Consider the following 26,169-nt stretch of genomic DNA (forward strand, 5'->3'; position numbering starts at 1 on the left):
AGCGGTATTGCTAGCCGTGGAATAGCTCTATGCAGTTTTCGTCACGACACACAATAAGAACTCGCCTTGCTTACGGTATTGGTGGTATTCCCGAAACGATAAAGAACACTGCCTGGGATATGTTCGTACTGTTCTATTACAGTCAGGTGCTGGGGCTATCTGGTAGCCTGACAGGATTGGCGATCTTTATCTCTCTAGCGATCGACGCCATCAGCGATCCCTTAACCGGAATGATCTCCGACAACCTGCAGAACACCAGACTCGGGCGAAGACACACTTTGATGGCTGCATCGATCCTTCCCGTTTTGATTTCTATCTACTTTCTATTCAGTCCACCAGCGGACCTCAGCCAATTACAACTATTCGCCTGGCTGTGTTGTTTCGCGGTCCTCGCCAGGGTGGGTATTACGCTGTACACCATTCCATACTACGCAGTCGGAACCGAACTGAGCCGCTGTCCTATTGAACGCCCGACATTGATGTCCTTTAGAACTATCATCGGCAATCTTTCGCGATTTGCGTTGATTTACATAGCATTCACTTTCTTCTTTTTCTCGTCCGAGCAGTTCCCCAATGGGCAGATGAACCTCTCAGCTTATCCCCCGTTTGGCCTAACTGCGGCGCTAATCATCATCCTCACTATGGTTTTGGCCATTTTAGGAACCTATAAACCTTTACTTCAACTTGAACGTATGGAGGCTAGACATACGCCAACCAAAATCTCTATTGGCAGTTTCTTTCGGCAAACTTCGCAAGCATTGAAGATTACCCCGAATGTGCGCTGGGTCATCTTAACTACTATTCTTTTTGCCATGGGGCTGGCAGTCGTCAATATACTAACGTTACATCTGAGTACCTACTTTTGGAAGCTGGACTCCGACAGCATCAAGTACATGAATATGGCTATGGTTCCTGGCACGCTTGCCGGAGCAGTAGTAAGCCGCTATTGGGCGCTAAAATTTGAAAAAAAGCACATCATGTACTTCGGTGGCTGCGGCTTTTCCCTTTCCTTGTTCCTCGCCATATTTCTTCCGCTTGTAAATTTTTTTCCCGAACCTGGCAGCGTTCCCACGACCTACTGCCTGATAGGACTTAAATTCTGCGCGGGTCTCTGTTACGGCATCTTTTTTATCGCTCTGGCTTCTGTCACCGCCGATGTCTCCGACGAACACGAACTGCAATCAGGCAGCCCTCAGCAGGGACTAATATCCGGCCTGTCGTTCTTTTCCCTGAAGTTAGCCAGTGGCCTAGTCAATATCATCAGTGGTTTGACTCTCGATATTATCGACTTTCCGCTAGGAAAGGAGGTCAGCAGCGTTTCCACCGAGATTATAAATAAACTCGCAGTAACTACTAGCTTTATGATTGTGTTTTCCGGAGTAGCAGCAATGTATTGTGTTCACAGATTCAATATATCGAATACAATGCAGAAAGAGTTGTCCAATCGACTCTACGATCATAAGACTCGACAAACAAGTTAGCAGGCTGTTAGTACTACTGTGTTAAAAAATTGGCCCCTCCCTGCCGCGTCCGCAGCAGGGACACCAGTGCAGGGTTCTGGCAATTGCGCGAGCCAGGCGAAACCGGCAACTGGCGATCGACGTGGGCTCATGTCGCTGCATCGGTCCCAGCCCCGCGCGGTTGAAAGCCTTTGGGTAGGACAGACGCTTTGAATCGAGCGGCGTTTTTTTTCTGCCGGAGAGCCGCTCCAACATCAAAAATCCATAAGCTGCTGCGTATACCGCTGAAGCCTGCCACCCATTCCATTTGAAGGCTGCCACCCGGACCGGAGCAAAGCTGCCACCCAACGGAGCGTAGCGACGCGGGGTTTGCATTGTTACTCGGAAGCGGTGGTGCCCGTCAACTTGGTCTGGCGCTTTCGCATGGACTCTCCTCTCAGATTGATCTTGTAGGCGTTGTGCACCAGCCGGTCCAGGATCGCATCTGCCAGGGTCGCGTCGCCGATGACGCCGTGCCATTCCTCAATGGGTAACTGACTGGTGGCAACAGTGGAGCGGAGTCCGTGGCGGTCCTCCAGTACTTCCAGCAGGTCGCGCCGGTTCTCGGCGCTCAGTTTCATCAGGCCCCAGTCATCAAGGATCAGCACATCGACCTTGGCGAGGTTGGTCAGCAGCTTCGGGTAGCTGCCATCGCCCTTGGCGATCATCAGTTCCCGCAGCAGGCGGGTCAGGCGGACGTACTGCGCGGTGTAGTCCTCCCGGCAGGCCTTGTGAGCCAGCGCGCAAGCCAGCCAGGTCTTGCCCGCGCCTGTGGGGCCGGTGATGAGGACATTGAGGTGCTCTTTCACCCACTGGCAGGCCGACAGTGATTGGATCAGTCCCTTGTCCAGGCCCCGCGGATTACGGTAATCGATGTCCTCGAGAGTGGCCTGGTGTCGCAGTTTGGCCCGGCGCAGCCGGTTGCTCATACGCCGGTTCTCTCGCTCGGTGATCTCCCGGTCCACCAGCAAGCCGAGGCGCTCCTCGAAGGCCAGTTCATCGATCTCGGGCGAGGTCATCTGATCCGCCAGTGCTGCCACCATGCCGGTCAGTTTGAGGGTCTGGAGCTTGTCCAGGGTGGGGTGCTTCAACATGGTTTGCTCCTTCAGTGGTAGTACGCGGGGCCGCGGATGTTGTCGTGGGTGTCGGGCAGCGAGAGCTCTTGCTGCTCTTCCAGAGGCTGCTCGTCCAGGCGGTGCTTGAGGATCGACTCTAGGCTTTTGTAGCGGCAGCTGCCCAGGGTCAGTGCTCGCCGGCAAGCGGCTTCCAGGCGTTCATCGCCGTAGGCCTTGCCCAGGCGCAGGATGCCGAGACAGGACCGGTAGGATTGCTGCGGGTGCTTGCGCGATGCGAGTACGGTGCGGATCAGCTTCTCCGTGGCCGGCCCGGTTTTAGCGGCCCACTGCGTCAACCGTTCAGGCGACCACTCGCCGGATTGGCGGTGCGACTCCGGCATGTGGGCAGGTACCGTGGTGTGGCGCCCCTTTTGCTCGGAACGACGGTGGCTGGCGACCCGGTTGCCCCGGTGGAAGCACTCCACCGTGTTGCGGGTGATGCGGACCTCGACCTCCCGCTTGATCAGTGCACAGGGCACCGAGTAGTAATGCCCGTCGATGGCCACGTGGTAATCGATATGCACGCGGGCCTTCTTCCACTCGGCGTAGACGTAGGGCTCTGCCGGCAGGGGCTGCAACGCCGGCCGGTCCAGTTGCTCGAAGTGGTCCCGGCGACAGCCCGGCAGCTTGCGGAAGGGGCGTTGGTTGAGTGCACCGAGCAACTCACTGATGGCGGCGTTAAGTTCTGCCAGGGAGAAGAACTGGCGGCGACGCAGGGCGGCGAGTATCCAGCGTTCAACCACCAGCACACCATTCTCCGCCTTGGCTTTATCACGCGGTCGGCGCACCCGGGCGGGCAGCACGGCCACACCGTAATGGGACGCCATATCCTGATAGGTGGGATTGATGTCAGGCTCGTAGCGATGGGCTTTGCTGACGCCGGATCGCAGGTTGTCCGGCACCACCACCTCGGGCACACCGCCGAGGAAGCGGAAGGTGCGGACGTGGGAGCCGATCCAGTCCGGCAGGCCCTGGCTCCAGGTGGCCTCGGCGTAGGTGTAGTTGGAGGCACCCAGCACGGCGACAAAGACCTGTGCTTCGCGCACCTCGCCGGTGGCGCGATTAATGACCGGTACCGTCTGGCCAGCGTAGTCGACGAACAGCTTCTCGCCGGCGCGGTGATCCTGGCGCATCACGACATCCAGTTTGCCCTGCCAGCTACGGTAGTGCTCGCAGAACCAGCTGTACTGGTAGCCGTCGGGGTGGGCCTGGCGGTATTCCTGCCAGAGCAGGAACAGGGTGACACTCTTGTGCTTGAGTTCCCGATGGATGTGTTGCCAGTCAGGAATGCCGCGCGACTCGGCGGGTAAGTCAGGTGGTGGCGGGAACAGCAGCCGTTCCAGTCGAGCCTCGTCAAGATCGGCCGGCAGCGGCCAGCTCAAACCGGCGTCGGCAGCGCGGCGCAGATACTCGCTGACGGTGGGGCGGCCAATGCCGCAACTGGTGGCAATCTTGCGATTGCTCATGCCCTGGGCCCATTTAAGGCGCAGGACCTCTTTGATTTTACGCATGGATTATGTGCCTCGGCACATAATCCATGTAATGTTGCCGCCCGCGTTATGTGGCTTTGGACTCCGACTTGTCTGATAAACAGGAGGTTTTTCGCGGCACACGGCACATATTAAATCGCGACAGCTTCGAAGACCTCCATTCAGTTCAGTCAGAACGGAGGTTGTCATGTTAGAACACTATTTCATCCGCCCCCAGACCGTCGACCGGGTTCGCAATGCTTGGCTGGGTGAGCCGATCGAGCAGTATGTGGCCTGGCTTCATGAGAACAACTATGCGGCCAGAAACGTCCATTCCCGCGTGCCATTGTTGATGAAGTTTGGCGAGTTCGCACAGAGTCATGGGGCGTCGTCATGGGACCAGTTGCCCGATTACGTAGATGGCTTTGTTGCCGATTGGGTTCAGAAGCACAGTCGATGGTGCCGGAACGCAGCTGATCGACGATGCGTCGAGAACGCTGCGCGTAACCCCCTCATGCAGTTGATCCGGCTCATTCTCCCCGGTCATACCTTGCACACACGACAGACAATGCCCGATCCGTTCACGGTCTCGGTCACGGGGTTCTTCTCGTACCTACAACAGGAGCGAGGGCTTCAGGAAACAACCATTAGTCAATACCGGCACTTCCTACGCCTCTTTGAGCATTATCTTGAGAGGCTCGAACTGACGGAGCTGCATGCCCTGTCGATCCCAGTAGTCAGTGGTTTCATCACCGAGAGCAGCGGCCATCTCGGTAAAGACGGTCTGCGCTATACAGTGGGCGTGCTACGAGTTTTCTGTGGCTATCTCTACCGGGAACGCCTAATCACTGAGAAGCTTGCCGTGAGTATCGAAGCACCCCAGAGGTATCGGCTGGCAAACGTGCCCAGATCGATCTCGTGGGCGGAGGTCCGGTGTCTGTTGGAGAGTGTGGATCGGCGGTCCGCCGTGGGCAAACGAGACTATGCGTTACTGTTGCTTTTGGTGACCTATGGCCTTCGCGCCAAGGAAGTGGCGGCATTGACCTTGGATTCGATCGATTGGAAGCGAGAACGCCTGCTGGTGCCCGAACGTAAGGCTGGTCATAACACGGCCTATCCGCTCTCTCCCGTGGTGGGTGAAGCGATCATCGACTACATCAGGAACGGGCGTCCGGCGAGCCAAGGACGCGACTTGTTCTTCCGCGCGATGGCGCCATACCGGCCGCTTGCCTGGTCCGCTATTTCCCAGCGGGTCACGCACCACCTTCGTCATGCCGGTATTCACGTGCATCGCGCGGGTGCCCATACGCTGCGCCATACCTGCGTTCAGCGCCTGGTTGATGCCGAGTTTCCGTTGAAGACCATTGGCGATTATGTCGGGCACCGTTCACCTGAAGCCACCGAAGTCTATACCAAAGTAGCGATCGAGACCCTGCGCGCTGTCGCCCTTGGCGAAGGGGAGAGTGTGCTATGAACACGGGCCACAATCATGAATTTCAGAGCGTCCTGGCGGGGCAGATTATTGAGTTTCTCACAGCAAAGCGGGCGCTGGGTAAACGCTTCATATGTGAAGAGAAGGTACTGCGGTTGTTGGACCGTTACCTGATTGAACAGAAAGTCGAGGCGTTGGGGCTCATCACACCTGCGTTGATCGAGTCATTCCTGGCTTCCCGTCCGCGCCATTCGTCGAAGAGCTACAACCAGCTACTCAGCGTTCTGCGCCGATTGTTCGATTGGCTGGAACTTCGCAAGCTGATCACTTGCTCACCCGTGCGCGTTCCACCACGGCGCGTGACGGTTCACCAGGCCCCCTTCATTTTCGATGCAGACCAAGCCCGCTTGTTGCTGGACGCCGCCGCGCATCTACCCACCCGATCAACCGCGCCGAACCGTGGTGCGACCTATCGCATGATCTTTGCCTTACTGTATGCGCTTGGTCTACGGGTAGGCGAAGTTACACGGCTACAGGTTCATGACGTTGATTTCCAGCGTGATTTGCTGGTCGTCCGTGAGACCAAGTTTTCCAAGACCCGGCTGGTACCCTTCGGGCCACGCCTGCGCACGGCACTAAGGGATTACATCTGGCTACAGACAGAGCAATACGGCGGATTGGCACCGGAGCAGCCGGTGTTCTCGTTCTCCAGAGCCACGGCCCGGCCGATCAACCCGAACACGATCAGCTGGACATTCCATCAGTTAATGCCGGGAATCGCACTCGACATCCCGCCCGGTGTTTCACCGCCGCATCTGCACTGCCTGCGCCACTCATTCGCCGTCGGTACCCTGTTGCACTGGTACCGGACAGGGATCGATCCGGCGACACGCCTGATCCATCTCTCGACATTTATGGGGCATGTCTGTCCAAGCTCCACTGCCGTATACCTAACGATCACATCAGAGCTGTTGCAGTGCGCGAACCTACGTTTTGAGCAATTCGCGGCCCCGATACTGCTGGAGGTAAAGCCATGAACACGCCAGCAGTCGGTGTGCTGATCCGTAGCTTTTTCGAAGATTACTTAGTCTGCCAGAAGGGTTTGAGTGCGGCCACCATCAAGAGCTACCGCGATGGTCTGCGTCTGTTTTTGGGGTATGTTGCAGAGGACCGCGGTCACCGGATTACCCGACTGACCGTGTCGGATCTTACCGCTGACCGGGTAACCGCTTTCCTCAACGAGATAGAACTCAAGCGCAGCAACCATATCCGTACGCGCAACCAACGTCTGGCGGGACTCCGCTGCTTCTTCGGCTATTTGGCCTCTCGTGTCCCGGAGGCCTTGCATGAAGCGGAGCGCGTGGCGGCCATACCGCGCAAGCGGGTGGCACCGGCGGTTACGGGCTTCTTAGAGCGTGATGAGATCGAGATGTTGTTCTCATTGCTACCGAGGGTGGGGCGTTTTGCACTTCGTGACCGCGCGTTAATATTGTTCCTCTATAACACCGGTGCGCGGGTCCAGGAGGCGGCGGAACTACACACGGAGAATCTTGAACTGTCCGCCCCGCCGCGCGTACACCTCCACGGCAAAGGCGATAAATGGCGTGTCTGCCCATTGTGGGAGGAGACCAGCCAACTGCTGCGACAGCTGCTGGAGCAGACAGGTGCGATCACGCATCCTGAACAAGCCGTCTTCGCTTCCGCCCAGAAACAACCGCTAACCCGCTTCGGGATCTATAAAATCGTCTGCAAGCACACGCAGTTTCTGAGGGATCAGCAACCATCGACACCAAGGCGAATTTCCCCCCATTGTCTGCGACATTCCACAGCGGTCCACCTGCTGGAAGCGGGTGTCGAGGTCAACGTCATACGGGCGTGGCTGGGGCATGTCAGCCTGGAGACCACTAATCGCTATGCCGAGCTGACCTTGCGGATGAAGACCGAAGCTCTGGCACAGTGCGAACCACCGACGCAGCCATCCGATTTATCACTCGGAAAACTACACTGGCGCGATGATGCGGCCTTGTTGAAATGGCTCGATTCACTGTGAAGGTAATGTTGCCAAAAACCAGGGCACCACCCGATTGCTGCGAGCTTACAGGCCTGATGGACACATAACGCGCACGGCAACATTACATGGATAACCTCTTTGCTGGCATCTGTTCCCCTCCGTGTGGAAAGGCGCAGAGTACCGGTTAGTTATCCCGAGTCAGGGCGCTCTGTTGAGTGACCTCAGGCTGCCTGCCGGGGTGGCAGGCTTCGTCTGGAATCAGTGGCAGCTTTGCCGTGGAATGGGTGGCAGGCTTCGCGTGGAATCAGTGGCAGGCTTGGTCTGGAATACGCAAGCTGCTATGCAGAGACTTGCGTGATGATGAAAGCCCCGCCAATTGCGGCCCTCGTAATGCCCCAGCCCGAGTTCCTGCTTCAGTTCCTCATAATCTCGCTCGATACGCCAACGACTCATCACCGTGTCCACCATCTCTGACCAGGCCATGCGCCGGGGCAAATTGCTGAACCAGTAGTGAGCCGGCTCCTTGGCGCCTTCCGCCCACTCGATGATCAGCCATTCCTCGTCAACGGGGCTGGTCTCGATGGGCGGCACGAACCCGTACCCGGGCAAAGCGCGAACTCAGCGGTCCCGATGTACCATCGCGCCACGTCACATTCCGCCAAGCCTGCCCCGGCAAGGCGCAAGCCACCTCCGCTATGGTGATGGGCTGGTGACTCTCATCACGCTGCAGGCGACGACGCGGTCGGTCCCGCTGGCCGCCGGATGCAGGTTCGGTCAAGGGCTGATGCTCGCCCCACCACACCGTCGTGCCGGGGCGGACACCCACCGCGCAGGTCAAACCATGGCCGACCAGACGCTCGCGCCAAGCCGTTTCATCTCCGTAGGCGGCATCCGCCAGCACGATGCCGCGCGGATAACCGGCAGCCAGCGCTGCCTCGATCTGCTCCATCGCCAGTGCAGGCTTGGTCTTGAATACGACCACATCAACCGCTTCGGGGACTATACCCTGAACCTGTCGCGGCAGGTGATTCAGTCACGCTATAATCTCGATTTTATTTTAAAAACAGTGGCTTAGGCGATTTTTGAGCGGATTTTACGTTTTGGTTGCCAACCCTCTGTACCACGGACTCCACGGGTTTCGGCGTGAACAAGGCCCAGCAGCTTGCCCCCGGCGCACGCACGGAACGGTAGCGCAGTCCCGGACTTCCCTGCGCCCTGAGTGCGCTACCCAGTGGGCGCGAGGCGGTATAGCTGTCACTGGCGTAGACGGGGTCCGCGGCGTCGAGAACCAGGCCATCGGCCAGTCCGCCTTGGTCAAAGGTGCAAGTCAGGCCACGCAGCACGATGCGATCGAAATGCAGTTCGGGCACCCTGCCCCAGTACTGGCCCTGGTGATAGGCCACCTCCGCCAGTGCCGTCGACGCTTCATCCGCGACATAGAGCACGCCGAAGCTGCCGTCGCTGAAACGGGAACCGTCGGGGTTCACGTGCGTAAAAGGCGCCACGGCGTAGGAGCAGCCCGGGATGCCGAAGGGAATCTCCCGCTGGGAAATCAGGCTCAGATCCCCCGCCAGGTTGCGCAGGCGGGGATTGGTGAGGGCCTGGATTTCATAGATTGCCGCAAAATCTTCGGGGCTGGCGACATCGTCGAAGATCGCGATGGGCGGGAACTTTGAATTGACCACCCGGTGGCCGGTCACGCGACGGCCAGGCAGTACCGGCAAGGCCGAGGCCGCTACCACTGGCCACCCCTGAGGGCATCGAGGCGGCGGAAGGTTTCATACAGGGCGACAAAGTCGCCCCCGGCGATGACCTCAAGCGGCGAGCGGCCCTCAAAAAAGGGGTTGTGGTTCTTCATGCCCATGAAACCGTAGAGGTTCTCGGGATTGTCGAACAGGACCCGCAAAGCGGCGTGGATGTTCAGCACCAGGCTGACTCGGGTGAGCTGGTCCCGGTCGAGGCTGACGGCTTCGCCCCGCTTGGCCCGGGTATAGGTGCTGCGAGACACTCGCAGTATCGCGGAGCCGGTATCACCGCCGGCGCCCCATTTCTCCAGAATGTTAATGGCGGTTCGGAGCCCCGCCGTTGACGGGGAGCCGGACGCCAGGCTGGTGGCTGCGAATGCTTGCATGGGTGGTCCTCCCTGATCCAGAGACCAAATTGTAGCATATCATGGTCTGGTGGTCAGGTTTGGGCCGCCGCTACCCGGTAAAGTTGCTACTCCGGCACCCGATATCCGGCACCGGCACCGGCACCCGGCACCCGGCACCACGGGGAACCAGGCCCGCGGGGAACCAGGCCCGCGGGGAACCGGGGCCGCGAGGAACCGGGCCGCGAGGAACCGGGCCGGGGGGAACCGGAGCCGGGGCCCGACCGGGGCGCGGCGGCGGCCGGCTCAGTCGGCCAGGGGCCGCAACTGGATGTCGCAGTGCACTTCCAGCGACTGCCCTGCCCTCGCCGCCCGGTCAATCGCCTCGCGGATGCGGCCCTTGGTGGCCAAGAGCTCCTCGATGCGCTGCTCGCGCGCCGGGTCGTTTTCCTCCCCGAAGCGCTCGCGACGGCTCCACAGGTAGCGCCGGTGGAAGGTGATCTTGTCCTCGATCAGGTTCAGCAGAACCTCGCGCGCCTCCTCGGCGCTGAAGGTGCCGCGCACCAGGGAATAGCTGCCCGCCTCTGCCGGTGTCAGGTTGGCGCGGTCGTGGCCCTGCTCCCGGATATCGTCGGGGTGTTGCGGGGTTGCGTTGACAAGCTCGGTGGTCATCACACCATCTCCGCTTCTGCTTTCACAGGTCCGGTCGGTGTCCGCCCGGTGTTCAAAGTCTTCCCAGCGGCCGTCGCGGCGGATCTGCAGTGACTCGCCGGCGAAGCGCAGCAGGTAGAGCCACTGGTTGTCCACCAGCTGCCGCAGCATCGGGTGTTTTTCGATGATCCGGTCGATGCGTTCCGCCGGCGCGTCGATCACCACGCTCAGGCGCAGCGGCGTGTGCAGCCAGCGCTGGCCGTCGTGCAGGGACTGCAGCGCCAGGCCGATGCGCAGGTCGCCGCCGTTGCCCTCGAACAGTCCCAGTCCGCCGCCGGCGACGTTGTGCAGGGTCTTGTTGCCGCTGCCGTAGCGGCGGTTGTCCACCGTGGAGGCGTAGTACTGCATGTTGATCCAGTGGGTCACCACCATGGGGCCGGCCATGATGGCCTCGAGAATGCTGCCATCGCTGTCCCGGCGCGGCTGGTAGTCGTGTAGGAAGCTGCGCCCCTGCAGGTCGACCCCGCGGGTACGCGCCCGGGGCGCGATGACAAAGGCCGCGTTGTTGGCCAGGCCCCACTCGGGGCGGGTCTGGGCCCAGTCGTTGGCGCGCTGGCGCAGTTTGCGCTGGAGCTTTTCCGGCTGCTCGACCAGGTGGGCCAGGCCCAGGCTGGGCGCCCTCTCCCGCCGGGTCCGCTCCCCCGCGGCGGCCAGGTGTGCCTCCAGCGCGACCAGATCCTCCCGGTGGCTGTCGGGCAGCAGGTCGGTGTCGAAGAGCTGCACCTCGTCGGTGGTGGTGTTGTGCAGCCCGGCGACAAAGCGGGTGGTGTCCGGCAGTTCAATGCCCTGCTCCACCAGCGCCGAGCGCACCGCGGCGTCGTTGAGCAGTGCCGCCAGGGCCCGGGCATTGACCTCGCCGGTCTGTCCGCAGCAGGCGCCGCAGTCGAGGCCCGCCCGCTGGGGGTTGTTGCGGCTCTGGCTGCCGTGCCCCGCCAGCAGTACCAGACGGGCAAAGGGCTGCCCCAGACTCATCGCCGTGAGAACCTGGGCCGCCAGCTGGCTGCGACTGGCCAGGCTGCCAGGCAGTTGCGGGCGCAGGGCGCAGCGCTCGGCCTGGCTCAGGCCGATATGGTCATCCGAGCTCGCGGCCCGGGTATCCGGCATGCTGCGCCGGACCAGTTTGCCCAGGTAGGCCAGACCCATGGACTCCACCAGAGTGAAGCTGGACAGCGGTGTGGACTGGAAGGTCTGCCAGTTGAGCAGGCCGCGCAGGCGCCCCACCCGGCTCTGGCTGATGGCCTGGTCCCGCTCGGGGTCGCCACTGGAGTCGGAGAGCGCCAGGGCCGGTGCCAGCAGGCCGGGCAGTTGCGGGCGGCTGGCATCGGTGCCCAGTGGCGCGTAGCTAATCGGCAGGCCGAAGAAGCCGGCGAAGCCCAGGGTCTGGATGGCCGGGGAGCAGGCTTCCAGGTGGCGCCGGAAGACTTCCGAGCGCACGTCGATGCAGAACACCGCCTGTACCGCCGGCACGCTGGGCAGGGCCGGCGCCGGCGAGTGCAGCAGGCGCCAACGCAATTCGCGCTGCCAGGCGGCTTCCCGGGCCCGCTGCCAGAGCAGGTGTAGCTCGAGCCCCTGCCAGGCGCTGCGGCGCATGCCCTGCTCCCAGAGGCTCTGCCACTTGGCCCACAGGCTGTCGCTGTCGCGCTTGCCGTCATCCAGCAGGACCTCCCAGCTCAGCCGGATGGCCAGCAGGTCGACCAGGGTCTGATCTTCGCCACCCGCCAGGCGCGCCTGCCAGCGGCGGTAGGCACACCAGGCGCCCCAGCCGCCGATACGCAGCAGGACCGCCTCGAGGAAATCCGGCCACTCTGCCGGGGCGACGCCCAATTGCTGCAGTGCGCGATGGATTTGCGCCTCCGGAGCCGGCGCCAGTTGCCCGGCGCGGTGATTGAAGCCGGGCACGCGCATCAGGCCGGCGACACTGTGGTCGTCCGCCAGTGAGCTGCGCCAGCTGGCGTAGAGACGGTCCTCGCGGTCCGGGTGCCAGTCGGCCTGGGCGCAGTCGAAGTAGGCGGCGCAGAACTGCGAGATCTGGTGGGTGATGGTGTCGCACCAGGCCGGTTGGCTGTGCAGGTCGCGCTGCTGGTCCAGGGTGTCGCAGAGCAGTGGCACCGGGGTCGGCGCCGGCCAGTGGCTGTCCAGGGCCGCAATCAGCGTCTCCGCGGAGGTGTCGGCGCCGGCCTCGCGGAGCGCCAGCTGCAGGTCTTCCGCTCGTATTTCTCCCCGCTGCCAGGCCTCGCGGTAGTCCGCCATGCTGGCGGTCATGGGCGAGCCCCCCAGGCGCGCGATGGTCGCGGCGGTGGCGGCGAAAGGCTTGCCGATATGGCCCCAGTAGGGGTTGACCGCGATCATGCGATCGAGGGGCCAGCTGGGGGCGATGCTGTCGGTGGCGGCGTCGATGGCCGCCGCCAGGGCCGCCCTCTCCTCCGCCGTGGCGGTGACGTCTGCGTGCACGGGTGCGTTCACAGCAACTCTCCTTTCTGCAGGGATTGACGGTTGACCAGGGTTTGCGCCTGGGCGGGGCTCAGGCGTATCGGCCAGAGCTTGAAGGTGGTCCGGGTGAAGGCTTCATCCAGGTAGAAGCCGGCGTAGGCCCAGGGAAACAGCGTGCGCGCGATGCGGCCGCGGGGGTGGTAGCGCAGCCAGATCTGGGCCGCGTAGAGGGCGGCGAAGCTGAGCAGGACCCAGGCCACCATCCCCGGATGGGCCGGTGCCGGCGCCGGCGCCAGGCCGGCGAAGAGCGTGTGCCAGAGCAGGTAGAGCTGGGTCAGTGCCAGCACTTGCAGGCTGGCCCGCAGCATCAGCCGGGCTTCCCTGCCCTGCTCCAGCCAGAGCAGTGCAGTGAGGCCGAGTACCAGGATCACCAGGGCCGCCGGGGGCACGCTGAGAGCCGGCAGCAGCCACTGCCAGGCGGCGACGAAGCCCAGCACCAGTGCCGCGGTCAGCAGCGGCACGCCGAGGTACCAGGCCGGGGAGCGGGTGCTGCTGGCGTCGGCCGGCAGGTAGTTGCGCAGACCGGCACTGCGCACCGTCTCGCCGGCGGCGAGGAAGGCGTAGGCCTTGTAGAGGGAGTGGGCCACCAGGTGCAGCAGGGCCAGCTCGTAGAGGCCGAGGCCAATTTCCACCAGCATGAAGCCCATCTGGGCACAGGTGGACCAGGCCAGGCGCACCTTGATGCTGACCCGGGTCAGCATGACCAGGCCGGCGAGTACCGCGGTGATGCTGCCCACCAGCACCAGCAGGGTCTGGGCCGCCGGCGCCAGGTTGAGCAGCGTGGCCAGGCGAATCAACACCAGCCCGCCGATGTTGACCACGCCGGCGTGCAGCAGCGCAGAGACCGGGGTGGGTGCCTCCATGACCTGGATCAGCCAGCCGTGCAGGGGCAGCTGCGCGGTCTTGAGGATGACCGCCAGGGCCACCAGCAGCGCGGCGATGTGCAGGGAGGCCGGCAGGCTGTCGGCGCCCGCGAGGTGGCCGGCCAGGGCCTCCAGGGAGAAGCTGCCGACGGCGGCGTAGATCAGCCCCAGGGCGATCAGCAGGCAGACCTCCGCCAGGCGGCTGACGAGGAATTTCTTGTGGGCGACCACCTGTGCCGCCTTGCGCTCGGGGTAGTGTGTGAGCAGGTAGTGCAGGCCGATGCTGGTACCGCTCCAGGCCAGCACGATCACCGCCAGGTTGGCGCTGGCGACCAGGATGCCGACCATGCAGAGGGTGAAGAGCATGGCGCGGACAAAGCGCGCCTGGCCGGCGTCGCCGTCCAGATAGCGCGCGGAGTAGCGGACGATGGCCCAGCCGAGGACGGCGACCAGGGCGCTTGCCGTGAGGCCGAGGGGATCCAGCGCCGGCCCGCCCCGGGTCGACCACAACCAGCCCGCCGGGATCAGCAGGAGGGTGGCCCAGAGACCGGTGCGCGCGGTCCAGCGCGCGGGCAACCAGGGGCGCTCCCCGGCGCCCCAGGCGCAGGCGAAGCCCACTGCATAGATCACCCATAACCACTGGCCTGCCAGTTCGCCTGTCATGTCTGTCTCCTCTGCTTCAGGTCTCGATGGGGCGCTATCCTCGGGGCTGGCAATAATTTTGTAAAATATATAGTTTGTGTATTATCGTTCTTTATAAGTGAACTAAATCGGAGCGGGCCCATGCGACAGCTGAACTTTCACCACCTGTATTACTTCTGGATGGTGGCCAAGGAGGGGCATCTGACCCGGACCGCGGAGAAGCTCCACGTGTCCCAGTCCGCCCTCTCCTCGCAGATCCGTCAGCTGCAGGAGCAGCTGGGCCAGGAGCTGTTTACCCGCGAGGGGCGCAGCCTGCAGCTGACCGAAGTGGGCCACCTGGTGCTGGAGTACGCCGAGCGCATTTTCAGTCTCGGCAGCGAACTGCTGGCCCTGACCGAGCGCGGCGAATTACAGCAGGTGCAGCACCTGCGGGTGGGCTCCGTGGCGACGCTGTCGCGGAACTTCCAGGAGAACTTCCTGCGCCCGGTCATCGGCCAGGCGGCGGTGCAACTGGTGATCCGCTCGGCCAGCCTGGAGGAGTTGCTGGAGCAGCTGCGGGTGCACCGGCTTGACCTGATTCTGTCCAACCGCGCCGTGGCCGCCGACAACTCGACGCCCTGGCGCTGCCGCCAGATCGCCGAACAGAGTGTCTGCATTGTCGGCCCGCCGGGCACGCTGGCGGCGGACTTCGATCTCGCCCGGGACCTGGGTAAATTGCCCCTGCTGCTGCCGGGCACCCGCAGCGACATCCGCAGCCAGTTCGACCTGCTCTGCGAGAAGCGGGGTATCGATGTCGATCCCTGGGCGGAAGTCGACGACATGGCCATGCTGCGACTGCTGGCCCGGGACTCGGGGGGGCTGGCGGTGGTGCCGGAGGTGGTGGTACAGGACGAGCTGCAGAGCGGCCGGCTGACCCGCTACTGCGTGCTCGAGGATGTGGTGGAGCGCTTCTTCGCCATCACCGCCCGACGCCAGTTCGAGCTGCCCGCGGTCCGGCAGCTGCTGGAGGATGCGACGGCGACAAGGCCGCACCCGGGATGACCCGCGCTGGCGGAAGATCGAGTGTGCAGCGGTGGGCGCTGAGAGCCGGCTGGCGGGCTAGCCCAGGCGCAGGCGGAAGTCGTCGTAGCCGAACTCGCGGACAATTTCCAGCGCGTCGCTGCGCGAGTTCCACAGGGCAATCGCCGGCAGGCGGGTGCCGTTGAAGGTGCTGGTTTTCACCATGGTGTAGTGGGCCATGTCGCGGAAGACCAGGCGCTGGCCAATCTGCAGGGGCTCGGCAAAGCTGTAGTCGCCGATCACATCCCCGGCCAGGCAGGTGAGCCCGCCCAGGCGGTAGGTGTGGGGGTGCTCCCCGGGCTCCCCTGCCCCGGCGACCTCCGGCCGGTAGGGCATTTCCAGGGTGTCGGGCATGTGGCAGGTGGCGGAGCAGTCGAGAATCGCCTGGTCCAGGCTGTTCCAGGCCAGATCCAGTACCTCGGTGACCAGTACGCCAGTGCCGATCGCCACTGCCTCCCCGGGTTCCAGGAAGACCTGCACCCCGTGGCGGGCGCTGAAGTCGCGAATGCAGTCGACCAGGGCATCCACCTGGTAATCGGGCCGGGTGATGTGGTGACCGCCACCGAAATTCACCCAGTCCATGCGCGGCAGCAGGTCGCCAAAGCGCTCCTCGACCGCCGCCAGGGTGCGCTGCAGGGGCGGAAAGTCGTGTTCGCAGAGGGTGTGGAAATGCAGGCCGCTGATGCCCTCGAGGCTGGCCTCGTCCAGCTGCGAGCGGGGAATGCCCAGGCGCGAACCGGGGGCGCAGGGGTCGTAGATTGGCACGTCCCCTTCCGAGTGCTCCGGGTTGATGCGCAGGCCGAAGCGCAGATTGGGTCGCTCCCGCTGGGCCTCCAGGCACAGGGGCCGGAAGCGCAGCCACTGGCCGCAGCTGTTGAATACCACATGATCAGCAATCTGCAGAATCTCCCGCAGGTCCTGCTCGTGGTAGCCGGCGCCGAAGACATGCACCTCCCCCGGCTGGTCGTCGCGGCGGTAGTACTCGTGGCCCAGGCGGGCCTCGTAGAGGCCGCTGGCGCAGGTGCCGTGCAGGTATTGCGTGGTCAGCTCACCCAGCCTCCAGCAGGAAAAGGCCTTGAGCGCCGCCAGTACCTTCGCCCCGCTGCGCTTTGCCACATCCTGCAGGATCGCCAGGTTGCGCTCCACCGCCACCTCGTCGATCACGTAACAGGGGGACGGCAGACGCGCCAGGTCGAGACGGCTGAAATCGGTGAACTGGAGGATCTGCATCTTGGAGGTCCTGTTCGGGGTTGTGTCAGAGGTCCTGGCCCTTGACCACGTCGAGGCGGAAGGCCGGGTCCAGCTCCACCACCTGCCAGGGCAGGCCGTAGCGGTTCATGTCGTCCATGAAGGGGTCGGGATCGCACTGCTCCACGTTCCAGACGCCGGGGCGCTTCCAGTGGTTCTCCAGCAGCATCTTGGCCCCGATCATCGCCGGCACGCCAGTGGTGTAGGAAATTGCCTGGGACTGCACCTCGCGGTAGCAGGCCTGGTGGTCGCAGATGTTATAGAGGTACATCAGCTTCTCCTGGCCGTCCTTGACCCCGCGCACGATGCAGCCGATGCAGGTCTTGCCCTTCGTCCGCGGGCCGAGGCTGGCCGGGTCCGGCAGCAGGCTGGCCAGGAACTGGATGGGCACGATCTTCTGGCCCTGGTAGTCCACCGGCTCGATGCCGGTCATGCCCACGTTTTCCAGCACTTCCAGGTGCTTCAGGTAGTTGTCGGAGAAACTCATCCAGAACTGCGCCCGCTTCAGCGAGGGGTAGTGCTTGCTCAGCGACTCCAGCTCCTCGTGATACATGCGGTAGATGTTGTAGCTGCCCACCTCGTCCGGGCACTCGAAGCGCGCCTGCTTGGACATCGGCGGCGTGGTCACGAACTCACCGTTTTCCCAGTGGCGGCACTCGGCACTCACCTCGCGGATATTGATCTCCGGGTTGAAGTTGGTGGCGAAGGGGTAGCCGTGGTCACCGCCGTTGACGTCGATGATGTCCAGCTCGTGGATCTCGTCAAAGTAGTGCTTGGCCAGATAGGCGGTGAACAGGTTGGTGGCGCCGGGGTCGAAACCGCTGCCGAGGATGGCGGTCAGGCCGGCCTGCTCGAAGCGCTCCTGGTAGGCCCACTGCCACTTGTACTCGAACTTCGCGGTATCCGGCGGCTCGTAGTTGGCGGTATCCAGGTAGTGCACGCCGGCGGCCAGGCAGGCGTCCATGATGGTCAGGTCCTGGTAGGGCAGCGCGACATTGATCACCAGCTCGGGCTTTTCCCGCTCCAACAGCGCGGTCAGCTCGGGCACGTTGTCGGCATCCACCTGCGCGGTGCGGATGGGGCGCGACAGCTGGGCGGCAATCGCCTGGCACTTGGCCTCGGTGCGGCTGGCCAGCACGATCTCGCTGAAGACTTCGGGCAGCTGGGCGCACTTGTGGGTGACCACGGCCCCCACGCCGCCGGCGCCAATAATCATGACCTTGGACATCTCGGGTTCCTCCTGTGGCATCCCGTTCAATCAGAGTGTCTGTGCCCGGCCCGCCTGCGGGCAATGCGCTTGTGCACTGCCCGCGGGGCCCGGGACATTCCGGCTAAGGGTTCCCTGCCCCGGGCCGGGGCAAATCCCGACCCGACGGCAATTGTCATCAATGATGTTCGAAATAGGTATAGCCGTGCAGGCTATCATGAAACGCGCGCAGGATGACCTGGCGCTCGGCCACCGAGATGCGGCCACTGCGCACCGCCCCTTCGGCGACCTGGCGGAACTGCTCCTGCAGGTGCTTGGGTTCGTACTCCACGTAGCTGAGGACATCGGCGATGCTGTCGCCGTGGAACTCCCGGGCGAAATCGAAGCTGCCGTCGGCATTGATGGCGACGTTGACCACGTTGGTGTCGCCAAACAGGTTGTGCAGGTCGCCCAGGGTCTCCTGGTAGGCGCCCACCAGGAACACCCCCAGGGTATAGTCCTCGTCGTCGCGCAGGGGGTGCAGGGGCAGTGTGCTCACCGCGCCCTCCGGCAGCGAGAAATTGTCGATCTTGCCGTCGCAGTCGCAGGTCAGGTCCGCCAGCATGCCGCGGCGCACCGGCTCCTCGTCCAGGCGGTGCAGGGGCATGATCGGGAAAACCTGGTCGATGGCCCAGATATCCGGCAGTGACTGGAACAGGCTGAAGTTGCCGTAGTAGATATCCGACAGCAGTTCCGGCAGGTTCTCCAGTTCCGGCGGCACCCGCGACAGCTCCGGCACCAGGGCGGCGATGCGCTGCAGGATGGCCAGGCAGATATCGTCCGCCAGGGCCCGCTCCCGCAGGCTGGCCTGCCCGTGCTGGAACTGCTCGCGCACCTCGTCGCGGTAGAACAGCGCGTCGTTGTAACACTCCTGGAAGTTGTCCCGGCCGACCACCGAGAGCACCTCCTGGATGTTCTTCAGGGCCTCGCTGCAGTCCTCGGGCAGGGAGGCCTTGCGCAGCTGCGGCTCCCAGCTGCGCACGTCGAGGACATTGAACAGCAGCATGGAGGAATAGGCCACGGTGGCGCGCCCGGATTCGGAGACGATCACCGGATGGGGAATTTCCAGCGGGTCGAAGGTCTCGCGGATGCTCTCCACGATATTCACGCAGTACTCCTCCAGCTGGTAGTTCATGGAGTGGGTACTGTTGGTGCGGGCGCCTTCGTAGTCGACCGCCAGGCCACCGCCGAGGTCGAGGTAGCCCATGGGCGCGCCCTCCTCCACCAGCCCGGCGTAGAAGCGGCAGGCCTCGAGGACGCCGTTGCGCACATTGCGGATGTTCGGCACCTGGGAGCCCAGGTGGCAGTGCAGCATCTGCAGGCAGTGCAGCATGCCCGCCTCGCGCAGCTCGTCAATCGCGGTGATCAGCGCCGGCGTCGACAGGCCGAAGATCGAGCGGTCGCCGCTGTCCTGGCTCCAGTGGCCGTCCACCTTGACCGAGCTCTTCATGCGCACGCCGATCAGCGGCTCGACTTGCAGCGCGCGGCTGCGCTCGATGATCATGCGCAGCTCGCCGAGGGACTCGAGCACGAAGAAACAGGGGTAGCCCATGCGCCGGGCGTAGAGGCCGAGGTCGATGAACTCGGCGTCCTTGTAGCCGTTGCAGACAATCAGGCTCTCAGTATCGCGCAGCTGGCTGAGGGCAATGATCAGCTCCGCCTTGCTGCCCGCCTCGAAACCGTGGTGGTAGCGGGAACCGTAGGTGGCGATTTCCTCGATCACGTGGCACTGCTGGTTGACCTTGATCGGAAACACGCCGCGGTAGACATTCTGGTAGCCGCCGCGCTCGATGGCCCCGGCAAAGGTCTCGTTGAGCACCTTGATGCGGTGGTCGAGCAGGTTGCGGATGCGCAGCACCACGGGCATTTCCAGGCTGCGGGCGCGCATGCCGGCGACGATGTCCATCAGCGAGACCGTGGCTTTCCCGTCCTCCGTGGGCACCGTGACCTGGGCGTGCCCCTGCTCGGAGACACTGAAATAGCCGGCGCCCCAGGCGTTGACACCATAGAGTTCGGCACTGTCGGCCACGGTCCAGGAGTTGTGCACGATAGGGGAGCCTCCCTGTGGAGTGAATGGGGGTGTCCGGCCGGCGCCGGGGAGCGGCAAATTCTAGGGCCGCCCCGCGTAAACGCAAGGGAAAATTGCGGCCTCACGCCGCCCAAATTGTTGTCCCGCGTCGCCCGAAGCAGTGTAGTGCATCTGGTCCCGGGCGCTCACACCGCGAGTACCGGCCTGGCGACAAGTCACCAGCCTACCCCCCGCCTTTGGTAGTTTTCAACCACGCGCCGGGAGGATGCTGGTCCCGCGCCGCCCCTGTCCACTATAGTGTGGGCGTCCACGATCAAGGGTACTGCCGTGTCTTCCCCCTCCCCCGCCATTGCGCCCGCCGGCGCCGCGCAGATTGACGCCGCCGCGCCGGACGACCTCGAGGCTTTGCTGGCCCTGGAGGCGAACTGCTTTGCCACCGACCGGCTGTCCCGGCGCAGTTTTCGGCGCTGGCTGCGCCGGCAGGACCGGGTGTTCCTGGTCGTGCGGGAAGGCAGCCAGCTGCTGGCCTATGCTTTGGTGCTGCTGCGCCGCGGCACGCGCCTGGCGCGACTGTATTCCCTTGCGGTGTCCCCCGCCGCCCGCGGTCGCGGCCTGGCGCGTGAATTACTGCTGCGGGCGGAAAAGGAAGCGCGCGAAGCCGGCGCCCTCTACCTGCGCCTGGAGGTGGCCAGCGACAATACCCCGGCGATCCGCCTCTACCGGCAACTCGGCTACAGCCAGTTCGGCCTCTATCACGATTACTACGAAGACCACGGCGATGCCCTGCGCATGGAAAAGTGCATCCGCCCCTTCGAGCCCAGTGGCGACACCCGGGTGATCCCCTGGATTGCCCAGACCACTCCCTTCACCTGCGGGCCGGCGGCGCTGATGATGGCCATGGCCGGCCTCGACAGTCGCTACACGCCGACACCCCTGGAGGAGATCGAGATCTGGCGCGAGGCCACGACGATCTACATGACCTCCGGGCACGGTGGCTGCCATCCCCTGGGCCTGGCACTCGCCGCCCGGCGACGGGGTTTCCGCGCCGAGGCCTGGGTCAATCTCGAGGGGCCGCTGTTCCTCGAGGGCGTGCGGGACGAGGAAAAGAAACGCGTGATGAGCCTGGCCCACCAGGGCTTCACCCAGGCCTGCGCGGCGGCCGGCATCGCCGTGCACCACCAGGAAGTCGACCAGCAGCAGCTGGTGGAGGCCTTCGATGCCGGCGCCAATGTGCTGATCCTGATCTCGACCTATCGCCTGGACAGCAAGAAGGCGCCCCACTGGGTGGTCATGAGCGGGCACGACGACGACTGCCTTTACGTGCACGACCCCGACCTCGAGGATACCGGCCCCCCGCGTCAGCGCGGCGAGGCGCGCTCCTCCCTGGACTGTCAGCACCTGCCCATTGCCCGGGCGGATTTCGCCGCCATGAGCCGCTTCGGCGGCAACCGCCTGCGCACCGCGGTGGTGATATATCCAGGACCATCCACATGAGCGCGCCCGACCCCGACTACCTGGCGCTGGTGCGCGAGCTCTCCGACCGCATCGTCGAGGCACAGCGGCCGATTCGCATCCTGGATGCGATCAAGTGGCGCCCGGACATCAAGCGCGGCTTCTTCGCCGCGGGCTGTCGCGAGCTGCCCGCTGTGGACGCCGACTACTACCGCCGCCACAACCCGCTGGACTTCGACCCCGCTGCCAAGCGCCAGGAGTTGCAGCAGATCGAGCGGGACATCGCTCGCCGCCTGGGCCAGCTCAACCCCTTGGCGCAGATCATGCGCCGCATGTGCCGCGACTACCGCACCGTGGTGCGCCTGCTCGAGGTGCGCGGGGAAGCCGAATTCGGCGCCCTCTCCATCGACCTCTACGGCTCCTCCTCGGATGTCTTCCACGCCGGCGACCCCACCCTGGCCGATCTGGGCACGGTCATGGAGGGTACCCTGCGCAACCTGCTGCAGAACGACTCCATGCAGGAGGCGCCCAAGGACATCCCCGCGGCGGAGGCAGTGGAAATGCTCAACCAGCGGCTGCTGCAAGTGTTTCCCGACGCCGGTATCCGCGTGCTGCTCAACGACCAGATGACCGCCGACGCCGCCGCCGGCTCCGATTACCTGAAGATCCGCAGCGATGCGCGCTTCAATGCCCTGGATATCGATGTACTCGAAGTCCACGAGGGCTGGGTGCACCTGGGCACCACCCTCAACGGCAGCGCCCAGACCGCCTGTACCTTCCTCGGCAAGGGCACCCCTTCTGCCACCACCACCCAGGAGGGGCTGGCGGTGCTCACCGAGATCCTGACCCTGAAGTCCAGCCCCTCCCGGCTCTATCGCCTGATCAACCGGGTGCGCGCGGTGACCCTGGCCGAGGAAGGCGCCAATTTTCTCGAGGTCTTCCACTACCTGCGCGACCACCGCATGAGCGACGACGAGGCCTGGAGCATCGCCATGCGGGTCTTCCGCGGCAGCACACCGGAGGGCAGCCCCTTCACCAAGGATCTCGCCTACATGCGCGGCTTCGTGCAGACCTTCAACTTCCTGCGCCTGGCGATCAGCGAGGGGCGCCTGGACAGCCTGCCGGTGCTGTTCTGCGGCAAGATTACCCTCGAGGATATCGCCACCTGGCGCATGCTGGTGGAGGACGGCGTGGTGCAGGCGCCGCGCTTCCTGCCGCCCCACTTCGCCGACCTCAAGGGGCTGGCGACCTGGATGAGCTTCTCCCGCTTTATCGCCTCCCTCAGTTTTGATCAGCTGGAGGCGGACTACGGCGCCCTGCTGTAGAGAGCCCCTCCCCCGCCGGGGCACCCGCGGTGGCGGCCCGTCCCGCCGGCTTTCACCGGCTGTGCCACCCCTCTAGCGCGGCATCATGCGCAGCTGCCCCAGGTGCTCCAGCGGCTGGGGCTTGCCCAGGAGATAGCCCTGCACGTGGTCCACGCCGATCTGCCGCAGCAGCTCCAGGGTGCCCGTGTCCTCCACGAACTCGGCGACCGTCTTCAGGCCCATGATGTGGGCGATATTGTTGATCGAGGCAACAATCGCCTGGTCGACCTCGCTCTTGCACAGGTCGCGCACGAAAATGCTGTCGATTTTCAGGTAGTCGACGTCCAGGCTGCGCAGGTAGCCAAAGGAGGACAGGCCGCTGCCGAAATCGTCCAGGGCAAACTGGCAGCCCAGTGAGGTCAGCTCGCGGATGAAACGGCGGGCCGCCTCGAGGTCGCTCATGGCCGCGGTCTCGGTGATCTCGAAACAGAGGTAGTGGGCCGGGATGCGGTGCTGCTCGATCAGCTGCTTGATCAGGTCCAGGCACTCCTGGCTGCCAATCGAGGTTCCCGAGAGGTTGATCGAGCAGCACAACTGGCGGTTGTTTACCCGCAGGTTGTCCCCCAGCCAGGCCAGCGTGTTGCGGATCACCCACTGGTCGATCAGCGGCATCAGCCCGTAGCGTTCCGCCGCGGGGATAAAGGTGGTCGGCGGGATGGTCTGCTGCCGGTCGTCCAGCATGCGCACCAGGATCTCGAAGTGCGGCGCCCGGGAGGGCGAGGCCAGGGGCTCGATTGGCTGGTAGAACAGTCGCAGGCGGTCTTCATCGATCGCCTGCTGGATACTCGAGGCCCAGTGCATCTGGCCCTTGCGGTGTTGCAACTCCTCGTCGCCGCTGGCATAGAAATGCACCCGGTTGCGCCCCCCGTCCTTGGCCGCATAGCAGGCGGCGTCGGCGGTGCTCAGCAACTCGTCCAGGGAACCGCTTTCCGCGTTCACCGGGACCATGCCAATGCTGACGCCGACGGAGAACACCTGCTCGTCCCAGAAAAAGCGGAAGTCCTTCACCGTGGTGCGAATCTGCTCGGCAATCTCCAGGCCCCGTGTCGCCGGGCAGTTGGCCAGCAGGATGCCGAACTCGTCGCCACCCAGGCGGGCAAAGGTATCGCTCTGGCGCAGGTGCTCGCGAATCAGGCGCGAAAGCTGTCGCAGCAGATTGTCCCCGGCGCGGTGGCCACAGGTGTCGTTGACAATCTTGAACTGGTCGAGGTCCAGGTAGCAGAGCAGGTGCTCGCTGAGGTCGGTGCGGGCGGCGATCATCAGCTGCTCCAGCCGGCGCTCGAACTCCCGCCGGTTGAGCAGCCCGGTCAGCGCATCGTGAACCGCCTGGAAGGTCAGGCGTGCCTGCAGTTCATTGCTGTGGGTGACATCGCGCAGGGCGATCAGCCAGCCGATACTCTTGCCGCCCGTGTCCTTCAGCGGCGCCAGATTGCACTGCACAATGGCCCGCTCCCCCTGGCGACCGGTGAGTTCCAGCTGCCCGGCCTCCGCGGCCTCCCCCCGGTCGCGCAGGGACCACAGGCTGACCGGCTCGTTGCCGGTACTTCGCAGCTTGAGAATGTTCTCCACCGGCTGCTCAAAGGCCTCTTTGTTGGACCAGCCGGTAAGCAGGCTCGCCACCGGATTGAGATAGACCGTGCGCATCTGCCCGTCGCAGGTGATTACCGCTTCGGTAATCGCCTCCAGCGTCACCTGGGCCAGCTGTGAGTGCTGGTATAGCTGTGCCTCCATGCGCTTGCGCTCGCTGATGTCGCGCAGCACCGCACTGTACTGCACGCCCTCCCCGGTGGGGCTGGCGGTGGCGATCACCTCGATCGGGACCGCGGCGCCGCTGCTGCAGCGGCCGGCAATCTCGTGGGGCCCCTCGCGGCGGCCGGCGGCGATCACCGTCATTAGGTTTTCCCGGGCGATGTTCGGGTAGAGGTTCCTGCAATCCTCGTGCAGCAAGTCCGCGACCGGTATGCCGATCAGCTGCTGCGACGGACGCCCGAAAATCTGTTCGGCCCCGGGGTTGGCGCTGGTGACAATGCCCAGCTCACTGAAGGTGATGACACCGTCGCGCATGTCCCGGAGAATCAGGTGGGTGCGCTTGACCATGCGCTCCAGCCTGGCCATGACCCGGTTGTACTTGCGCGCGATCTGACCGACCTCGGTAAAGGGCTCCACCGGCACACGCAAGCGCATGTCGCCGGTCGACTCCTGTTCATTCATCGCCTGCAGGAGCTGGGTCAGCTCCGTGGTCGCGCCGTGTTCGGAGCTGTTCAAACCCTCCTGTTCCGCCTCCGTGGAAACCCGCAGGGGCGTCATTCGACCCATGATGCGCAGGAATAGCAGAGTCAGCAGCAGCGCCCAGAGGCCGCACAGCACAATGCCCAGCAACTGCGCGCCCAGCTGACCCAGGTAGCCCAGTCCGGTGCCCAGAATGGCCGGGTCGCCGAACAGGGCCACCGCCAGGGTGCCCCAGATGCCGGCACCCAGGTGCACCGGCACCGCGCCAATGGCATCGTCCAGGCGCCAGCGCAGCAGCAACTGCTCGGTAAAGCGCATGCACAGTGCCCCGCCACCGCCGATGACCAGCGCCTCGGGGGTGGTAACCGCGTGACAGCTGGCGGTGATGGCCACCAGGCCGGCCAGTGTCCCGTTGATGGTCTGCGCGGGCCCCTGTCCCGGCCTGCCCAGGTGCCCGAGCAACATGCCGATCACGCCCCCGGTGGCACCCGCCAGCAGGGTGTTGGCGATGATCGCCGGTATTGCCGGACTGAATGCCAGGGCGCTGCCGCCGTTGAAACCGATCCAGCCGATCATGAAGAAGAGCATGCCGAGCATGGCAAAGGGCAAATTGCTGCCGGGGATATCGCGTACCTCGCCGCCCTCGAAGCGCCCATCCCGCGGGCCGACCACGATGATCGCCGCCAGTGCCACCCAGCCGCCCAGGCTGTGCACGACGGTGCTGCCGGCGAAATCGACAAAGCCCCGCGCCGCCAGCCAGCCGGGCAGCCCCGACAGGGCGCCGCCCCAGGCCAGGTGCCCGAACACCGGGTAGAGCAACAGGGCCAGCAGCGCCGTCAGGGCGACGTAGGTGACAAAGCGGCTCCGCTCGGCGATGGCGCCGGAGACGATAGTCGCAGCGGTGGCGCAGAAGGTCAGCTGGAACAGAAAGAAGCACGCGACCCAGACACCGCCGTGGGTAAAGTCCGCGGCGATCAGGCCGGTATCGAAGACACCCGCACGGTGCGCTCCGAACATGATGCCAAAGCCCAGCCCCCAATAGAGTACGCTGGTGACCAGGAGGTCGAGGGCATTTTTCAGGGCCACATTGATGGCATTCTTGCTGCGCGTCAGCCCCGATTCGAGGCAGAGGAACCCGCACTGCATGACCAATACCAGTACGGCGGAAAAGAGCAGCCAGAGGGCATCCAGAGTCGGCGGCTGGGACACATCACCTTCCTT

At 64.0% G+C, this 26,169-nt stretch carries 19 protein-coding genes; 7 read left to right on the plus strand and 12 right to left on the minus strand.

Annotated elements, in window-relative coordinates:
• Positions 1–29: 29 nt before the first annotated feature.
• Entirely contained in the window at positions 30–1,481 is a 1,452-nt protein-coding gene (locus ACYVGS_RS00210) for an MFS transporter (protein WP_460586611.1), read from the plus strand.
• A 356-nt stretch (positions 1,482–1,837) separates the two neighbouring features.
• Here ACYVGS_RS00210 and istB read toward each other — a convergent pair whose 3' ends face one another.
• Together istB and istA are read right to left on the minus strand one after the other, a co-directional pair.
• Complete coding sequence (gene istB, locus ACYVGS_RS00215) at positions 1,838–2,593, minus strand: ATP-binding protein (RefSeq protein ID WP_460586612.1); 756 nt, start codon at positions 2,591–2,593, stop codon at positions 1,838–1,840.
• A gap of 11 nt (positions 2,594–2,604) precedes the next feature.
• Positions 2,605–4,125: an IS21 family transposase gene (gene istA, locus ACYVGS_RS00220; protein WP_460586613.1), complete on the minus strand. Its 1,521-nt coding sequence runs from the start codon at positions 4,123–4,125 to the stop codon at positions 2,605–2,607.
• Positions 4,126–4,291: 166 nt separating this feature from the next.
• Here istA and ACYVGS_RS00225 point away from each other — a divergent pair, with 166 nt between their 5' ends.
• From ACYVGS_RS00225 to ACYVGS_RS00235, 3 genes are read left to right on the plus strand one after another with little or no spacing between them, the layout of a single operon-like run.
• Positions 4,292–5,557 carry a site-specific integrase gene (locus ACYVGS_RS00225; RefSeq protein ID WP_460586614.1) on the plus strand — a complete coding sequence of 422 codons (1,266 nt, stop codon included), beginning with the start codon at positions 4,292–4,294 and terminating at the stop codon, positions 5,555–5,557.
• Entirely contained in the window at positions 5,554–6,552 is a 999-nt protein-coding gene (locus ACYVGS_RS00230) for a site-specific integrase (RefSeq protein ID WP_460586615.1), read from the plus strand. Before ACYVGS_RS00225 ends, ACYVGS_RS00230 begins: the two co-directional genes overlap by 4 nt.
• Complete coding sequence (locus tag ACYVGS_RS00235; protein ID WP_460586616.1) at positions 6,549–7,565, plus strand: tyrosine-type recombinase/integrase; 1,017 nt, start codon at positions 6,549–6,551, stop codon at positions 7,563–7,565. The genes ACYVGS_RS00230 and ACYVGS_RS00235 overlap by 4 nt, the downstream gene beginning before the upstream one ends.
• A gap of 219 nt (positions 7,566–7,784) precedes the next feature.
• Here ACYVGS_RS00235 and ACYVGS_RS00240 read toward each other — a convergent pair whose 3' ends face one another.
• The 6 genes from ACYVGS_RS00240 to ACYVGS_RS00265 all read right to left on the minus strand — a co-directional run bounded on the left by ACYVGS_RS00240 (position 7,785) and on the right by ACYVGS_RS00265 (position 14,342).
• Positions 7,785–8,117, minus strand: coding sequence for a hypothetical protein (locus tag ACYVGS_RS00240; protein WP_460586617.1), 333 nt, complete (start codon positions 8,115–8,117; stop codon positions 7,785–7,787).
• Positions 8,089–8,475: a transposase gene (locus tag ACYVGS_RS00245; protein ID WP_460587571.1), complete on the minus strand. Its 387-nt coding sequence runs from the start codon at positions 8,473–8,475 to the stop codon at positions 8,089–8,091. The genes ACYVGS_RS00240 and ACYVGS_RS00245 overlap by 29 nt, the downstream gene beginning before the upstream one ends.
• A 103-nt stretch (positions 8,476–8,578) precedes the next feature.
• Positions 8,579–9,268, minus strand: a complete 690-nt coding sequence (locus ACYVGS_RS00250) for an RES family NAD+ phosphorylase (protein ID WP_460586618.1) — start codon at positions 9,266–9,268, stop codon at positions 8,579–8,581.
• Positions 9,262–9,657, minus strand: coding sequence for an antitoxin Xre-like helix-turn-helix domain-containing protein (locus ACYVGS_RS00255; RefSeq protein WP_460586619.1), 396 nt, complete (start codon positions 9,655–9,657; stop codon positions 9,262–9,264). The genes ACYVGS_RS00250 and ACYVGS_RS00255 overlap by 7 nt, the downstream gene beginning before the upstream one ends.
• A 264-nt stretch (positions 9,658–9,921) precedes the next feature.
• Positions 9,922–12,789 carry a YbcC family protein gene (locus tag ACYVGS_RS00260; RefSeq protein ID WP_460586620.1) on the minus strand — a complete coding sequence of 956 codons (2,868 nt, stop codon included), beginning with the start codon at positions 12,787–12,789 and terminating at the stop codon, positions 9,922–9,924.
• Positions 12,786–14,342 carry an NADH dehydrogenase subunit L gene (locus ACYVGS_RS00265; RefSeq protein WP_460586621.1) on the minus strand — a complete coding sequence of 519 codons (1,557 nt, stop codon included), beginning with the start codon at positions 14,340–14,342 and terminating at the stop codon, positions 12,786–12,788. Before ACYVGS_RS00265 ends, ACYVGS_RS00260 begins: the two co-directional genes overlap by 4 nt.
• Before the next feature lie 120 nt (positions 14,343–14,462).
• Between ACYVGS_RS00265 and ACYVGS_RS00270 the strand changes: the two genes are divergently transcribed.
• Positions 14,463–15,362: a LysR family transcriptional regulator gene (locus tag ACYVGS_RS00270; RefSeq protein ID WP_460586622.1), complete on the plus strand. Its 900-nt coding sequence runs from the start codon at positions 14,463–14,465 to the stop codon at positions 15,360–15,362.
• 57 nt (positions 15,363–15,419) lie between these two features.
• Here the strand turns inward: ACYVGS_RS00270 and nspC are convergent, their stop codons facing one another.
• From nspC to speA, 3 genes are all read right to left on the minus strand, one after another.
• On the minus strand, positions 15,420–16,610 hold the full coding sequence (gene nspC / locus ACYVGS_RS00275) for a carboxynorspermidine decarboxylase (RefSeq protein ID WP_460586623.1): 1,191 nt from the start codon (positions 16,608–16,610) through the stop codon (positions 15,420–15,422).
• Positions 16,611–16,635: 25 nt separating this feature from the next.
• Entirely contained in the window at positions 16,636–17,856 is a 1,221-nt protein-coding gene (locus ACYVGS_RS00280; protein WP_460586624.1) for a saccharopine dehydrogenase family protein, read from the minus strand.
• A gap of 157 nt (positions 17,857–18,013) precedes the next feature.
• Positions 18,014–19,921 carry an arginine decarboxylase gene (gene speA / locus ACYVGS_RS00285; protein WP_460586625.1) on the minus strand — a complete coding sequence of 636 codons (1,908 nt, stop codon included), beginning with the start codon at positions 19,919–19,921 and terminating at the stop codon, positions 18,014–18,016.
• 309 nt (positions 19,922–20,230) lie between these two features.
• Here speA and ACYVGS_RS00290 point away from each other — a divergent pair, with 309 nt between their 5' ends.
• The gene (locus ACYVGS_RS00290; RefSeq protein WP_460586626.1) at positions 20,231–21,397 is read left to right on the plus strand and encodes a GNAT family N-acetyltransferase/peptidase C39 family protein; all 1,167 of its coding nucleotides are present in this window, start codon (positions 20,231–20,233) and stop codon (positions 21,395–21,397) included.
• Positions 21,394–22,680, plus strand: coding sequence for a flavohemoglobin expression-modulating QEGLA motif protein (locus ACYVGS_RS00295; protein ID WP_460586627.1), 1,287 nt, complete (start codon positions 21,394–21,396; stop codon positions 22,678–22,680). Before ACYVGS_RS00290 ends, ACYVGS_RS00295 begins: the two co-directional genes overlap by 4 nt.
• Before the next feature lie 72 nt (positions 22,681–22,752).
• Here ACYVGS_RS00295 and amt read toward each other — a convergent pair whose 3' ends face one another.
• Positions 22,753–26,157: an ammonium transporter gene (gene amt / locus ACYVGS_RS00300; RefSeq protein ID WP_460586628.1), complete on the minus strand. Its 3,405-nt coding sequence runs from the start codon at positions 26,155–26,157 to the stop codon at positions 22,753–22,755.
• Positions 26,158–26,169: the final 12 nt, after the last annotated feature.

The organism is Haliea atlantica (assembly GCF_054779855.1).

Excerpts from the sequence above, each read along its gene's own strand:
- ACYVGS_RS00235 (WP_460586616.1), top strand. The coding sequence starts at position 6,549 with ATGAACACGCCAGCAGTCGGTGTGCTGATCCGTAGCTTTTTCGAAGAT.
- istB (WP_460586612.1), bottom strand. The coding sequence starts at position 2,593 with ATGTTGAAGCACCCCACCCTGGACAAGCTCCAGACCCTCAAACTGACC.
- ACYVGS_RS00225 (WP_460586614.1), top strand. The coding sequence starts at position 4,292 with ATGTTAGAACACTATTTCATCCGCCCCCAGACCGTCGACCGGGTTCGC.
- ACYVGS_RS00255 (WP_460586619.1), bottom strand. The coding sequence starts at position 9,657 with ATGCAAGCATTCGCAGCCACCAGCCTGGCGTCCGGCTCCCCGTCAACG.
- istA (WP_460586613.1), bottom strand. The coding sequence starts at position 4,125 with ATGCGTAAAATCAAAGAGGTCCTGCGCCTTAAATGGGCCCAGGGCATG.
- ACYVGS_RS00280 (WP_460586624.1), bottom strand. The coding sequence starts at position 17,856 with ATGTCCAAGGTCATGATTATTGGCGCCGGCGGCGTGGGGGCCGTGGTC.
- ACYVGS_RS00270 (WP_460586622.1), top strand. The coding sequence starts at position 14,463 with ATGCGACAGCTGAACTTTCACCACCTGTATTACTTCTGGATGGTGGCC.
- ACYVGS_RS00230 (WP_460586615.1), top strand. The coding sequence starts at position 5,554 with ATGAACACGGGCCACAATCATGAATTTCAGAGCGTCCTGGCGGGGCAG.
- ACYVGS_RS00210 (WP_460586611.1), top strand. The coding sequence starts at position 30 with ATGCAGTTTTCGTCACGACACACAATAAGAACTCGCCTTGCTTACGGT.
- ACYVGS_RS00295 (WP_460586627.1), top strand. The coding sequence starts at position 21,394 with ATGAGCGCGCCCGACCCCGACTACCTGGCGCTGGTGCGCGAGCTCTCC.
- nspC (WP_460586623.1), bottom strand. The coding sequence starts at position 16,610 with ATGCAGATCCTCCAGTTCACCGATTTCAGCCGTCTCGACCTGGCGCGT.
- ACYVGS_RS00265 (WP_460586621.1), bottom strand. The coding sequence starts at position 14,342 with ATGACAGGCGAACTGGCAGGCCAGTGGTTATGGGTGATCTATGCAGTG.
- ACYVGS_RS00245 (WP_460587571.1), bottom strand. The coding sequence starts at position 8,475 with ATGGAGCAGATCGAGGCAGCGCTGGCTGCCGGTTATCCGCGCGGCATC.